Raw genomic sequence first — 14,380 nt, 5'->3', positions numbered from 1 at the left:
GCTAAAGCCCAGGGGGAGAGGCCGCTTGAGGATAGGCTCCCAGAATTTTTATAAATTGTGCACTTAGACTCATGGCTGCCAAACAGTCTCGCACAGCTTCCTGATCAGGGGCGCCGAGAAAATCGACGAAAAAAATATAGGCGAAAGGGTTTTCGGGAATCGGCCGAGATTCCAGTCGGGTCAGGTTCAGACCATGTCGGGAAAACTGCTCAAGGCAGGTGACCAGGGAACCGGGTTGGTGGCGTGCCGTAAAGGCCAGACTGGTTTTCTCCTGCTTCAAATCATGCGAGACCTGTGAAGGCGGGGCAAAAACCACGAAGCGGGTAATATTCAGTTTGACTTGCTGAATCGAACGGTTGAGAATTTCAAGCCCGTAGATTTCTGCGCAGAGTTCAGGCGCAATCGCTGCGACCTGGCGTTCCTGGCGCTGTGAAACGTGCATGGCAGCCCCTGCGGTGTCAAAATCGGGGGTGTCTTTGAGTTGGTGATGCTGAATAAAGGGGCGGCATTGGGCCAAGGCGACAGGATGTGAAACCACTTCGCGAATTTCTTCCTGCTTTACGCCCGGCATGGCCAGAAGACAGTGTCGGATGGGCACATAATCTTCAGCAATGATTGAAACAGGTTGGCGATAGAGCAGATCCATATTGATGGCCACATTGCCAGCAATGCTGTTTTCAACAGGCACATACCCCAGGGCACACTCCCCATTCAATACAGCTTCAAAAACTTCTTCACTGTAGGCATAGCCCACAGGCTCAACTTTCTGACCGAAATGTTGGCGGATACCCACCTCAGAATTTGCGCCCCGCACGCCTTGAAATGCAATTTTCATGTGTCAAGCCGTTCTACGACCTGATCCATGGCCTGAATAAATTTCTGGCGGGTTTCAGCAGCATAGGGATTAAAATGGTACATGTCTTCAAAGAGCTGGAGTGAATCATTCTCAACCGTGAGCAGGATTTTCATCAATCGACGGTAGCCTTTGGTGTCTATTTCAAGCGGGTGGGCACCAAATTCCAAGAGGGTACGGCCTAAAAAATGGGCAAGAAACAGAGACTTGCTGATTTGCTTGTCATGTTCTTCGGGTGTGGTTTCAATCAGTTTGATGCCATGTTTTTCGAGATAAAGCTTAATTTCCTGATAGCGCTTGGGTTCTACTCTGACAGGGCAAAGTACCAATTTTGCACCAAACAGTGTTTCAGCGGCACTGTCAGGGCCAAACATGGGGTGGCTTCCCAGAATCGAGACTGAGTCCGGTAGATGTTTTAACATCCATTCTACGGGCAGGGTTTTGACTGAACAGGCATCCACAATCAAGCTGTCTGGTTTCAGCAATCCTGCTATTTGTTGCATCAGACTTTCAAAGGCCGACATCGGCACCAAAGGCAGAACAATGGGCTGGGCACAGGCTTCTTCAAGCGTGCTGGGAGTTGCTCCGAGCGCGCTTACTTCCGCAGGATTCAGATTTAGATCATAGACATGGACATGGAAATCCTGGGCCAGATAGCGAGTCAGCAACCGGCCCAGGCGGCCAAATCCAATCAGTCCGAGATGCATCAATCCAAGCCGTGGTGTTCACGCATCATATCGGTCTGGGTTTTGATCGATTCTTCGTGGATGGTGCGAAAGAGTTCTTCAATATAAGGGGAGCGCAAGCCTAATTTTTCACCGGCACTCGTACGTTTCTGCATAATTTCATTCATGCGGCCAATTTGAAAGGCTGTCACACCATTGCGAATTTTAAGATCGCCGATTTGGTGAACGACTTGCATACGGTGGTGTAAAACATCGAGCATTTCATTGTCGATGCGATCAATTTGGGCGCGAAGTTGCTCCAAGTCCTGTTCAAAACCGGGATTGTGCAATTCGGCAATGCGCAAATCCAGTTCCGTCAGAATTTCGGCCAGGCGTGCAGGGGTCACCTGTTGATCCGCGTCACTCCAGGCGTTTTCAGGATCAGGATGGGTTTCAACCATCAGGCCGTCCATGCCGAGATCGAGCGCTTTTTGACTGACCCGGTAGATCAAATCACGTTTGCCGGTAATATGGCTGGGATCGCAAATCATGGGCAATTGGGGGTAAAGCCGTTTGAGTTCAATCGGCAGACGCCACATGGGAGGATTGCGCCAAACAGATTTTTCATGGCTGGAGAAGCCACGGTGAATGGCCACCAGTTTTTTGATGCCCGCATTGGAAAGACGCTCAAGTGCGCCTATCCAGAGGGCCAAATCTGCATTGACAGGATTTTTTACCATCACTGGAATATCCACGCCTTTGAGTACATCGGCAATTTCCTGAACTGAAAAAGGGTTGGCAGTGGTGCGCGCCCCCACCCAGAGAATATCAACCCCGGCCAAGAGCGCGAGTTCGGTATGCTTGGCGTTTGCCACTTCGGTGCTGACGGGCAGACCCGTTTCTTCTTTGACTTTTTTCAGCCAGGGCAGACCCTGTAAGCCCACGCCTTCAAAGGCGTTGGGGCGGGTGCGGGGTTTCCAGATTCCGGCACGAAAAGCACTGATTTTGCGGTTTTGAGCCAATTCGCGGGCGGCAGTTAAAACCTGTTCTTCAGTTTCAGCGCTGCAGGGGCCTGCCACGACAAAGGGATATTCGGGGTTTGATTGCCATTCTTTTAAAGGGGTGATCTGATCCATGGATTTCCTCGTAGGGGGTTGTCTTCCTATTTTACTTCAAGCCAAGCCCACAGCGAGAGAGGATAGGTCACAATCCGATCATTTACCACAAATTTCCAAGGTTGAGACCTCCACAGACCATCAGATTGGTTCCGGTGATATAACTGGCTTTGTCAGAGGCCAGAAAGCTGACAGCATGGGCGATATCTTCAGGTTTTCCGAGGCGTTTTGAGGCTGTGGCTTGTCTGAATTTCTCAAGCAATTCAGCTGGTGCCGCTTTTTGAAAGCGTTCAGTTTCTATAAAGCCAGGACTGATCAGATTCACCGTAATCCCATAGCGGGAATAATCAATCGCGAGGTTTTTGGTTAGCCCATCCAAGCCAGCTTTGGCTGCACAATAGGCGGGATAGGAGCCTGCGCCGACCACGCCCGAAACTGAGCCAATCGCAATCAGGCGTCCCCAGCCAGACTCTATCATGGGCTCCAAGAGGGCCTTGGCCAAGAGCGCATAGGCTTCCAGATCCACCATCAGGGTGTTTTCCCATTCTTCCTGGCTCATACGTGTCAGTTTGACGGGGCGGTGACTGGGGGCCGCGTTGTGAACCAAGACATCGGGTGTTCCCGTTTGCTGCCTGATTTTCTCAAGCAGGTTTGGGTAATTGGCTTTTTGCAGCAGATCAAACACCTGATAAGAGGCCCTTCCCCCCTGGGCTTCAATTTCGCTGCAAACCTGTTTGAGTTCAGTTTCTGTACGGCTGAGCAATACCACATGAAATCCATCTGTTGCCAAAGTTTTGGCAATGGCTTTGCCTATACCTCTGCCAGCTCCGGTGATCAAGGCGAGTTTTTGAGGGTTCTTCATGATCTTTCTGCCTACTTTCTGATCCTGTCTTCACATAGATACCCGATTTTTTAGCAAAGGTCAATTTCAAATTGAATCTGCCAAAGCCTCAGCAAAATCAAAGAGTCTGTTTTCTGCCCAGTAAATATCCTCAGGAAATTCAGGAAATTCACGGTTGATAAAGCCCACATGCCCACCCCCTGGGCTGATCAGCCATTTAATTTGGGCGTGCAATTTCATGGCTTTGGCGTGGCAGGTGAAGGGGATAATCGGATCATCCTGGGCCATGACAATTTGAGTCGCAATCTTGATTTTATTAAGGTGTGGGCCGACTGACATTTTGCGATAATAATCCTCCCCATTCAGAAAACCAAATGCAGGGGCTGTGAGATGGTTGTCGATATCCTTGAGGTTTTTTAACCGACTCCATGCGATTTCTGGGGTCGATTCAGGCCAGAGTCTGCGCCTCCAACGAAAGGTTTTGAGCATTTGTTGAAAGAAATAACGTTCGTAGCCTCTGTTTTCCAGGCGCATCAGATTGCGAGAGGTCTCGGCTAAATCCAAGGGGGGACTGATGGCGCAGATTCCTTTTAACCATTCGGGAGGATGCTCAAGCTCTGAGGCCAATTTTAAAACCTGGTGGCCTCCCAATGAAAATCCTGCCAGAACGATTTCTGAATATCCCAAGCTTTGATAGGCGAAAACTGCAACTTTCCACACGTCCTGTGATAATCCCGCATGATAGGCTGTTGAACTTAAATGGGTTGTGCCGCCACACCCTCTCAGGTTGACACGCAGTATATCCCAGCCTCTTTTGAGCCCTTTTCGGGCAGCTGAAACCATATAGGAAGCTTCTGCGCTGCTTTCAAGTCCATGCACGAGAATGCAGAGTTTTGTTTTGGGAGTGGGGTTTGCGCGGTTTAAAAGACATCTGAGTTTAACGGCTTCTGCTACCACGATATCGTGAACAGTATCCGCAGGCAAAGGCCGGGGTTGCCAAAAAATCCCAGAATAGGCAGTCTGTAAGTGTCCTGTTTTGAGCCAGACGGGGGCCATAAAAGGGGGGTGCGTCATCTTCAAGCTTCCAGATCATTGATTCTTTTTTTATCTTAGCAGAGCGGGTTCAAAATCTGAACAAATCCAATTTAAATCGAATGCGGCGGCAATTGAATCTGATAAAGAATTTGATTTTGAAACAGAATCGAATGCGGGTTTTGCTGTTCCTCTGTTGAGAGCAGTTGGGCTTGCTCAAGGGCTTGAAAAGAGAGGCTCTTCGCTTCTCCAAGCTTGAGATCTGCCTCTGGGTGCCAAATCGTATAGCTTCCCAAGCTGCCATTGGGGCGAGTGAAATAACCCGTAATCGGGTGAGTTAAGAGCAGTTTTTGAGTGGCGAGATTTTCAAAGCCTGGCAGCAGCGGCATTTTTTTCGCTGTTCCCAAGAACTTCAGTTTGGCTGCGCCCCAGTCGGAAAGAATTCTAATCTGGTAATGGGGAGCGTTTTCATTCCCTTCCAGATCTATATGGTAACGTGCTTTGTGCCAGGGCAATTGCCAGAGAACTTTGGGAATTCGATAGACCTCTGAGCCCAAGCAGGTTCCCCAGAACCAAACGCCACGTTCACCACTTTGTCGGTGCCTGACATAGATTCGGTAATTGGTCTGGCCAAATTCAAAGCGCAGTTTAGGCAATAAGCGCATAAAGTGAAATCCCGAATCCCAGAAATTGACAATGCTGAGCAGCCCTTTGTCTTGGCCTTGAATTTCAAAACGCTCAAGTTCGAGACTGGGGTGAATCAGCGCTGCAAGCCGCTCGTATTCCAAGGCATAGGTAACCATAACAAAATCTTTGAGCAAAGACTCCACTGAAAGCCAACCCGCTGGAGGGCGCTTCGTGGCTCGCTCGAAAAGTTCTTGCGCTGGATCTTTGGGCATTTCAAATTTCTTTCCGGGGAGAGTTTCTGGCATGCCCCGTCAAAATCTAGCATGGCTGGGCTGTTCAGTCAAAAATATCAGGTTTTTTCTGCAGAAGTGACTTGCCTTTGTTGATGTCAACAAAAAGACCGCCTGAAAAGGCGGTCAAATCATTAAACACGCAATACAAATTTATTTTTGAGCAGCGGGCTTGTCCATATTGTTGAGCAGCGTGAGCAAAGGTTGGAACTGGTTGAGCAGCGCTTTGCCATGTACCCCGGTATAGGTTGAATTGCTAAAGACCTGACGCAAGAGTTGCGCTTGAGACTGAAGCTGGTTGCGCACTTGGGCAAATTCAGCGTAGGTTTTTAAACCGGGCAGAATTTTTTTCAGAGAATTGAGTGCTCCCTGGGCATCCTGGGTCAGTTTTTCAATCGTATCGGCATCGGCAATCGTGCGCTGGGCCAAGGCAATTTGGCTTTCCGCTTGGTTGATTCGGCTGCTGGCATCCCGCATCAAGCTATCCTGGCGCTGGAATTCATTGTTTTTGCTGTCAAAATTGCTTTTGGCATCCCAATAATTCCGGCGGGACTGGTTCAGTTGACGTTCTGCACGATCCAGATCCCAACGCTGACGATCCAAATCCATGCGGTAGCGTTGCATTTCATTGTAAGAGTGGTTGGCATTATTGCGGGCATTTTGTGCCTGACTGCGATAGCTTGCTGCTTTTTGTCGGTGGGCATCTGCATTTTTAGGGTCTGAAGTGACCAAGCCATCTTCTTGACGTGCCAGATCATCTAAGCGACGGGCAGAGGCATTCGAGCGTTCGTAATCTCTTTGCGAACGGTCATAATCGCGTTGAATTCTGTCGTACTTGTCTTTTTCCCAATCGTAGCTGCGTTGATCGAGCTGGTAAGAGCGTTCAGCAGACTGTTTCTGTGATTCAGCCCGTTTCATTTCATCATAGGCACGATCCCGAATCGGTTTTACGCTGTCATAATCTCTTTGCGCTTGATCACGGCGGGCTTCTTGCAGGGGAATATCCTGGCGGGCACGTTCTGCGGCCTGACGGGTTTTGTCTAAATTGCCTGCCAATGGCTGATCAAATAAAGGCAGGCGATCAGAAAAGATTCCCTTTGCTTCTTTTAAATCCGGGCGAAATTGATCCTTGGTCCGTTGAGCCACAACTTCCTGTTTTAAGGCCAAAATTCCATCATGGGAATTGGCAGTAAGTCTGAAGCCTTCTCCGGTTGGCCCCCCAGCAAAGGTATAGACCACTGTTTCCCCTGATTTTAGCTTTTGCCAGGCATCATACAGGTTGCGCGCGCTTAAACCTGAATCTTGGCCTAAATACAGCAGGGCATTCTGTAAGTCAGCAGAAATTTGAGTTGCTGGTTTTTTACTGCCCATCAGGGCATCGAAAACAAAGACCTCATCAAGATTTCCCAAGTTATTGCCTTGGTAAGAAAGCGCCTGGCCATTGCGAAGGTGTTGGTAGGCAACGAAGTAATTCGTGATGCCAGGTGAATTGAACTGGTCGAGCTTGAGGGCTGTCAATCGGCTGCGCAGATCCGCATCGATGGCGCCATTGGCTTCGTTTGCAACCAGATTCATGAGCAGATCAAAATCTTGTTGTGTTTGCAGATCTATTCCTGAGAATTGAATCCGGCCGGTTCCTGTCAGCATCGCCAGATAAGCGATATCCCGACCCACATTCTGGCCATTGACCTGCCAGCCAGCCTCAGGCAATTGACGAAAACGGTTCAGCATAGACAGGTTGGGATCGGCTTTGGCTGTCCAACCTTTATTGACGACATAGCTCGCCAAGTCTTTGGGTTTGACCTCTTTGCCTTCAACTACGATGCGCCAATCTCTGCGAAGATCGTCGTAGGCGCCAAACAAAGAAAGGTATTCTGTTTGATCTGAGTTGCTATTAAAGGCTTCAAGCTTTTTATCTTCAAGAAAAAGCAGGGGCAATCTGAGTTCAGGTTTTGCAACCCCATGGTCTTGTTTGCGGCCTTGCAGATCGTCAAGCAGCATGAGTTTATCAAAACTGTCGAATTTATCACGTACTTCGTGGCCGTTTACTTTATGGGTGGCAACCACATCTTTGCCAGCTTTGATTCTGGAAAGGGCTTCATTCAAATCAATTTTGGGACTGCTGAAGAAGCCGGGTTTGCGAAAACTTCCATACTGCTTTTCAAGCCCTTCTAAAGCAGTGCGTGCTTCCTGTTCTGTCACTCTGTTTGAGCTGAGTTTGAGACTGTCTGTCTGAGTTTTGAGGGGTTGAGTTTGCCCCAGTGTGGATGCATACAGGGGTTGAAGCGGAAGTGTGGGGGAAGTGGGACGCGCGGGTGAGATTGCCTGAATCATGAGATTCTCCAAATATTAAATCTGATTTAACCTATATTTAATATATCGTCACATAAACTTAAAACTTGTTTCAGATCAAACAAAAATTGAAAATTTTATTAAAATCGAAAGCTAAGACTTTGCTACCCTTTTTAGAGAGGGTGAAAAAAATGGTGAAAATATTTTTGAATTTCTTCTTGTTTTTCTTTGTTTTTATCCTGAATGCGAATGCCAAAGTATCACGTCCTCCCAATATTGAATCGGCCTGGGTGGAAAAATTAGTTCCCAATCGACCCCATGGAATAGGCGATGCCTGGTGGGAAATTACCTACCAGGAGGGTCGGCGTGAAATGCAGAAAAAACGTCCCCAGACAAATCAGGGGATTCAATCTGCCAGATACCATATCAACGATTTGGAACGTGGCGTAACTTCTTTGGGAACGGCTGGTTCCCTGATAAAGATTTCGGGCCATGAAACCGTGACCTATGTGTATCCAGGTTTTTGGACAGGTTCAGCCTGGATGACAGAACAGGAACTCAAAGTGAAAGCGCCAGCAGTTTATCGAAAATACTTGATTTTAGCCACACGCCAACACCGAACAATCATCGCACTGAGAAATGAACTCCAAAATAAAATTTTCTTGCTAAAACAAAAAGCAAGTTTGGCGCAGTTGGAGTTGGAACAGCAAAAACCGGGTTTAAAAGCAGCTGAGAAAGACTATCTTATCAGACGAATCAAACACACCCAGACCCTGATTGAATCAAGTGAAAAAGCGATTGCTCAGCCTCACTCTGTGCGCAAAGTTTTTCCCACCACTTTGGTAAGAACTTATTTTTTTGAAGAAGAGCTCAAAGCCAATGAAAGACAAACGCAAGCGCTGAAAAATGACTTGGTTCAGCTTAAAAAGAAACGCGAAGAAGCGAAAACAGAAGTCCAACGTTCTGAACTCAAAATTCAAATCTGGCAAGTCAAACAGGAAATCGCTCTGATGAGTGAGATGCACTCAAAACTGGAGCAGACTTTTCAAGCCTTTCGAGAACAGGATCTTCTGCTTCACTACTGAATACTATGTATAGCGTGGCTAAATCCAATCAATCGTTTTCTTCATCTTCAGCGGTTTGAGCTGCTAGCGATTGGTTTTGTAATGGAAAAAGTTTGCGTTCTGCTGGGGGAATGGGCACAGGGGTAAAAGCAAACTCGGCCTGAAGAAAGCCGTTGGTGACTAAGGGTTTGGCTGCTCCCCAGACCTGAACGCGTTCAGGCACGACAACCGCATAACCTTCCCATTCGTCGAAAAAATAATCGATGGGCCATGGGCAACTGATTCGCGCGATACCTTCTTCCGGGCTGATCATTTCATTGAGTTCAGTTGGGCCATAAATTTTAGCTGTGCGGATTGAAACAAAATAAACCAACATTAATGCATATCCTTTTGTTAGTAAGCGATGATTTGACCCTTTGTGAAGAGCATGTGCTTCAAGCTTTGAACTTTTCTAATTGTTCATCAAGATATTCCTGCAAAAATTCAAGTTGATGGACGATTTGTAGATATATTTTTTCAAGTTCCTGGGTATCGTGTCCATTTTCGCTCAGGGCATCCAAGTGATCAGCAAGGCGATCACATTCATCCAAATACATTTCCAGATGGGTGTGTTCAAATTGATGAATTTTTTCAGCGCTTGTCAAGTTTTGCTTCGCACTCAGGGCTGAAGCAATCTGGGTCTGCAAGTTTTCTAAGCCCTCAAAGAGTTTGCGCATGTCTTCGCTGGTTTGAATCAATTTTTGATGCAGCCGTAAACTTTCCCGCAAGGGTTGAAGTAAATTCAAGAGGGAGTCAGTCGGAAAATCAAGATCGAGATGTTTAATCTCAGATTCGAATTCTGCCAGCATGGACTGTAATTTTCGCTGATGGTGGTGAAGCGCTTCGATTCCTGCTTGCAAATGTGTGGGCAAAAGTATCGGTTGAGCATGTAAGTTTTTGACAGCAGTGCGAATTTCTTCAGCCAATTGATAAAACAATTGCTCACCCTCATGCGAAGGGACGGATTTGGATTTTGGTTTACCCAGCAGTTTCTGAAAGGTGAAATCCAAGAGCTTTTTCGCGTCCTGGTTTTGAGGGGCCAGGCGCAGGGCTGTTTTAAATTGCGTTTCAGCTGCCTTAAAATCAGAAAGTAAGAGCAGCAAATAGCCCAATCCAATATAGGCTTCTGCATTCGCTCGTTCCTGGCGAATGGCTTGAATAAAACTGTTTGAGGCTTGTTTGAGCAGTTCTTTGTTCTGAAAACCAGTGGCCTCTGCTTCTCTTAGAAACTGATAGCCCTGATCACAATATTGAGTTCCTACTTTTCTTCTGCTTTGAGCAACTTTTTCATGTGTGTTCAGTAGTTCTTTTAAGTCCATAACCTTAACCTTTTGCGACTATCAGTCTCTCGCATTATAACAATTCAGATAATTAACTGAGTTTTATTTCATTTCAGACTTGATTATTTTGAGTATAGACTGTAAAGTAATCAATGTAAACATAAAACTTCAGGTAGGAATGCTTCTATGTCAAATATCAATACGAGTGGACGTCCAGAGTTTGTTCGTTCTCAAAGTTTGCCTCTGATCAAAACCGAAAAAAACGAAGGCATTGAAAAATTAGATACACAAGAAACAGCGAAAATCACCCGCAGTTCTTCACAAATTTTTAGCCCCGAAACGACCAAGACGGATTCTTCTCTGTCAAAATTGCCTGAGACTGCGCAACTTGAGAAGGAAATTGAAATCACACCGCCTGAGACGATTCTCTCCATGAGTCAAGAAATGGATCAATCACAGCTTCGTCCTAATCAAATGGGTGAAGTTCAGCCTCATGTAGAAGCGCTTCCTGTTCAGGTAGAACATCCTGCCCCCCCGGCTCCAAACTTTGCCCTTTTGTTGACCCCAGAAGTCAAAGAAGCGCATATGAATGTGGCTAAGACCATCATGTCAGTGAATAATAACCTTGATGTTTCACTGTCCTTGGCCAACCATCTTCATGATTCCTTAGAGAATCTCCGTGCTGCAGACTCAGGTTTTGGCCGCGATGCCAAAATTGCAAGGGCCTTGGATCAGAGCGAAGAATCAGCAAAAATGCTGATGCGTCATCTGGGTTCAAACAGCGATCTTTCGCAAGTGCTCAAGGGCAAATCTGATGCTGAAATTAAAACATTTGTGACTCAGGCGCTTCAGAAAAGCATGGGCTATTCTGATAAAGAGATGGCAAAGTTATCCACAAAAAAACAAGCTTGGATAAACCGAACGGTTGCTGGAATTAAAGCTGGTATGGTGCGTCAACCTGCAGGTGAAACCAAAGGACAGATTGTGCGTGCTCTTGAAGGTTTGGAACGTGCTTCCCGCCAAAGTTTTCAAACTTTGGGAAATCTACACCCTTTATCCATTCAGTGCTTGGGCGTAACACCACAAGAATTAAAGACCAAACTTGAGGAGCATATGGGGCATAACCCGCCTGAAATCTTTGCCGCGATTGGCAAGGGTTTGGAGGGTGCCTTTGGCACGGTTCACGAAAATCCCGATACCTATCAAATTACTGGGATCAACCACAATGGCGTTGAGTACAATGTGCTCAGAGAATTAGGCCGGGGGCAATGTGGAGCCGTTCTCTTGATTCAAGGACCCGAACCCGAGTCTAAACAATTTGCGCTCAAACCCTTGGATGCCGATCCCCGTGCGATCAATGAATTACAGATTCAAATCCGCGCGGAAAGTGATACTTCCTTAAAAATTGGAGGCGTGGTTAAACAGGGTAATCAGGTTTTCGCCATGATTGAACTGGCCTCAGGGGGCGAAATGTTGGATAATCTGAACTTTATCAATAAATCTCTTACTGATGGACATTTGTCTCAAGAGGATGCCTTTAAAATCAATGTGCGACTTGGGATGGGTGCTGCGCAGGCTTTATCTGATTTCCACGAAAAAGGAATGATTCACCGTGATGTGAAACCCCAGAATTTCTTTCTCTCTGAATCTGGAAAGGCGCTGTTGGGAGATATGGGGGAAGCTCTTCCAGATAATACGGGTTTTACAGATACCGTTGGTTCTGGCCCCTATCTGGCCCCTGAAGTCACGACGGTAGGTGAAACTGCCAAACAATCCTCAGACAATTGGTCCTTGGGGATTATGTTGCATGAAATGCTGATGGGTTCCCACCCCTTTGATGCCACTGTTGTGGGACGGAATGATCCTGCAACCCCAGGAATGACAGCAGATAATGCAGTGCGTTTTACAAAAGGGGAATTGATGACAAGGGTTGATGGCTCCACCTTCAGTGTTGATTTCAGTACCTATGCCCCGCCTTTGGATCAACTTTTTCAGGGACTCTTTCATGCCGATCCCAGCCAACGTATGACGGCCACTGAAGCAGCCCATATTTTAAGTACGATCAATGATTCTGATTTTGATATTTCCAGTAAAACAGAGAAGTGTCGGAATTATGGAAAGAACCAAGAAAAAATTGAAAAAGCAGTTAATCAGGTTTTAGAGTCTAAAATGGCTGAGGTTCACCCGGAAATTCCTCATATTGAAGTCATTAATCGTGATTTGGCAAGATATGAGAGAGCTGTTGTGAATTATGCGGATCCAGAGTTCAGAGCGGCTGATAAACTTCAGAATAAAACTCGAACGGATGAACAATTGGATCAAATGCTGCATGAATACCAAGGTGCACTGGTCACCTGGCAAAATCACAAGCAGAATTATCTTCAGGCAAAGCAGGAATTAATGCCTGAAATTATGCAAACTGAACAAGTCAAAGCTTTGACGGATCAAACCCCCGCCTTGATTCAAAGTTTTCACTAAATTTTGAGTTCTTTTGTAAGAGCACTTGAAAATTATTCAGGTGCTCTTTTTTTTAATTGAACACTTAAACGGTTCAAGGTATCTTACCTTTCAGCAATTTCATCAATTCTCCAAGAGGCTCAAAATGAAAAAAGTTCTGATTCCCTGCCTGCTTCTGTTCAACCTCAGTGCCCCGGCTTTCGCAGAAACCCATCTCTTTGCCAACAGCCAAACCCGCAAAGTTGTGACCTATAACAATCAAGCCATGGTGACGCGAACCCTACACCTCTCAAAATTGAAACCCGGTGCGCTCACTGTTAAGATTCAGGATTTACCCGTTGACCTCATTCTTGACTCCGTCAGTGTAACGGGGCATGGAACTGCCCAGGCGATTATTCACGATCTTGAAATTCGCCCCTTAGAGAAGCAGGCTGTTCACCCTGAAATTCAAAAAATACAGGCACGTCTCAAGTCCATTCAAAATCAACGCGATCTGCTCGGCGATCAGCAAAAAGTAAACAAGGAACACCGTGATTTTTTAGCAACTGTTAAATCTATTTCAGATGAAAAAATTCGCAAACAGTTGGCGTATTATCAGATTAAATTGAAAGACTGGGAAGATTTGAATGGGTTTTTACTGCGTCACCATCAGGAAATTTTAGCCTCAGAACGGAAAATTTCTCAAGCATTGCAAAAACTCAATGAAGAGCAAAATGAGCTTCAGGAAGCGATGCGTACACTGCAAACCAAAAATCAGCAAAGAAAACAGTCGGGAAAAATCTATCTTTCTGTAGATCAGGCAGGGGATCTGGACTTGGACCTGAGTTATATGGTGCCTGGGGTGAGCTGGAGTTCGGCTTATGAAGCGCGTCTTGACAGAGAGCAAAAGAAATTAAAATTGGCATATTTTGGGGATGTGAAACAAGCAACCCAAGAAAATTGGGTCAATTCAGAACTTTCACTTTCGACTTCGAATGCACTTTGGAATGTGCGTATTCCCCAACTTTACCCTTGGCAGCTTTCCTATTACCAGCCTCCTGCCCCCAGTCCTGCATTGGCCAAAGAAAGATCCCCTAAAGGAGCCCGATCTGAATTAGAAGATGCCATCGCCTTGGGGGGAGCCATCGTAGAAGAACGCAAGGCCGATTATGCGCAATCTGAAGTTGTGGACAAAGGCGTTTCTGTGGTTTATAAAATTCCCCAGCCGGTGAGTATTGAAAGCTCGAACTATTCCCGCCGGGTGGCCATTCTGACCCGAAGTTTTGACTATGAACAGGAATACGATGTTTTTCCCCGACTTTCTGAACAGGCATTTTTGAAGATCAAGTTCAAAAATACCAGTGGCCTGCCCTTCCTGGCTGGCCCTGCCCGAACCTATATCGATGACGATTTCAGCGGCAAAACGGGTTTGGCCTTGATCCTTCAGAATGAAGAGGGTACGATCCCCTTTGGCGTCGATTCCAATCTGAAGGTCAGTCGCAAGCAAACCAAATCTGAAGAAAGTATTGAAGGCGTTTTAAGAGATACCCGGCGCTCTAAACGCGCCTATCAGATGGAAATCAGTAATTTTACCAAGGAAGCCCAAAAGGTCAATCTCTACGACCATCTGCCGATCTCAAAGGATCAGCGTATTAAGGTGAAATTAGTGGATATTCAGCCCAAACCCGATAAAATGGAAGAAACTGGCATTCTGAAATGGGAGTTGAAGCTGGCACCCTGGGAAAAGAAAACCGTTTCGCTTGAGTTTTGGGTGGATGCACCGGCCTCAATGCCTCTCTCACTCTGAGCCCTGACAAGTCTGGTATACTGCTTGCTAAACTGAACC

General features: G+C 46.5%; 12 protein-coding genes. 3 read left to right on the top strand and 9 right to left on the bottom strand.

The genetic code is table 11. The features are described 5' to 3' along the window. Window position 1 precedes the first annotated feature (1 nt). The 7 genes from COW20_03870 to COW20_03840 all read right to left on the bottom strand — a co-directional run bounded on the left by COW20_03870 (window position 2) and on the right by COW20_03840 (window position 7,757). Entirely contained in the window at window positions 2-835 is an 834-nt protein-coding gene (locus tag COW20_03870; protein PIW50084.1) for a prephenate dehydratase, read from the bottom strand. Beyond that, window positions 832-1,560 carry a prephenate dehydrogenase/arogenate dehydrogenase family protein gene (locus tag COW20_03865; GenBank protein PIW50083.1) on the bottom strand — a complete coding sequence of 243 codons (729 nt, stop codon included), beginning with the start codon at window positions 1,558-1,560 and terminating at the stop codon, window positions 832-834. Before COW20_03865 ends, COW20_03870 begins: the two co-directional genes overlap by 4 nt. Then, window positions 1,560-2,654, bottom strand: coding sequence for a 3-deoxy-7-phosphoheptulonate synthase (locus COW20_03860; protein ID PIW50082.1), 1,095 nt, complete (start codon window positions 2,652-2,654; stop codon window positions 1,560-1,562). The genes COW20_03865 and COW20_03860 overlap by 1 nt, the downstream gene beginning before the upstream one ends. An 82-nt stretch (window positions 2,655-2,736) precedes the next feature. Then, window positions 2,737-3,495 carry a 3-oxoacyl-ACP reductase gene (locus COW20_03855; protein ID PIW50081.1) on the bottom strand — a complete coding sequence of 253 codons (759 nt, stop codon included), beginning with the start codon at window positions 3,493-3,495 and terminating at the stop codon, window positions 2,737-2,739. A 66-nt stretch (window positions 3,496-3,561) separates the two neighbouring features. After that, window positions 3,562-4,548: a hypothetical protein gene (locus tag COW20_03850; protein ID PIW50080.1), complete on the bottom strand. Its 987-nt coding sequence runs from the start codon at window positions 4,546-4,548 to the stop codon at window positions 3,562-3,564. 71 nt (window positions 4,549-4,619) lie between these two features. Next, window positions 4,620-5,438 carry a hypothetical protein gene (locus COW20_03845; GenBank protein PIW50079.1) on the bottom strand — a complete coding sequence of 273 codons (819 nt, stop codon included), beginning with the start codon at window positions 5,436-5,438 and terminating at the stop codon, window positions 4,620-4,622. Between the two features lie 138 nt (window positions 5,439-5,576). Beyond that, window positions 5,577-7,757, bottom strand: a complete 2,181-nt coding sequence (locus COW20_03840) for a hypothetical protein (GenBank protein PIW50078.1) — start codon at window positions 7,755-7,757, stop codon at window positions 5,577-5,579. 65 nt (window positions 7,758-7,822) lie between these two features. Between COW20_03840 and COW20_03835 the strand changes: the two genes are divergently transcribed. Then, window positions 7,823-8,800, top strand: coding sequence for a hypothetical protein (locus COW20_03835; protein PIW50077.1), 978 nt, complete (start codon window positions 7,823-7,825; stop codon window positions 8,798-8,800). A gap of 28 nt (window positions 8,801-8,828) precedes the next feature. Here the strand turns inward: COW20_03835 and COW20_03830 are convergent, their stop codons facing one another. Next, entirely contained in the window at window positions 8,829-9,155 is a 327-nt protein-coding gene (locus tag COW20_03830) for a hypothetical protein (GenBank protein ID PIW50076.1), read from the bottom strand. Window positions 9,156-9,213: 58 nt separating this feature from the next. Beyond that, window positions 9,214-10,137, bottom strand: a complete 924-nt coding sequence (locus COW20_03825) for a hypothetical protein (protein ID PIW50075.1) — start codon at window positions 10,135-10,137, stop codon at window positions 9,214-9,216. Between the two features lie 147 nt (window positions 10,138-10,284). On the opposite strand from COW20_03825, the gene COW20_03820 reads away from it, so the two are divergent. Both COW20_03820 and COW20_03815 read left to right on the top strand, forming a co-directional pair. Further along, entirely contained in the window at window positions 10,285-12,576 is a 2,292-nt protein-coding gene (locus COW20_03820; protein ID PIW50074.1) for a hypothetical protein, read from the top strand. Between the two features lie 124 nt (window positions 12,577-12,700). Beyond that, window positions 12,701-14,341 carry a hypothetical protein gene (locus tag COW20_03815; protein PIW50073.1) on the top strand — a complete coding sequence of 547 codons (1,641 nt, stop codon included), beginning with the start codon at window positions 12,701-12,703 and terminating at the stop codon, window positions 14,339-14,341. Window positions 14,342-14,380 lie beyond the last annotated feature (39 nt).

The sequence above is a fragment of the bacterium (Candidatus Blackallbacteria) CG13_big_fil_rev_8_21_14_2_50_49_14 genome (genome assembly GCA_002783405.1).
Classification (GTDB): domain Bacteria; phylum Cyanobacteriota; class Sericytochromatia; order UBA7694; family UBA7694.
This window is presented reverse-complemented; position numbering and strand designations above follow the sequence as displayed.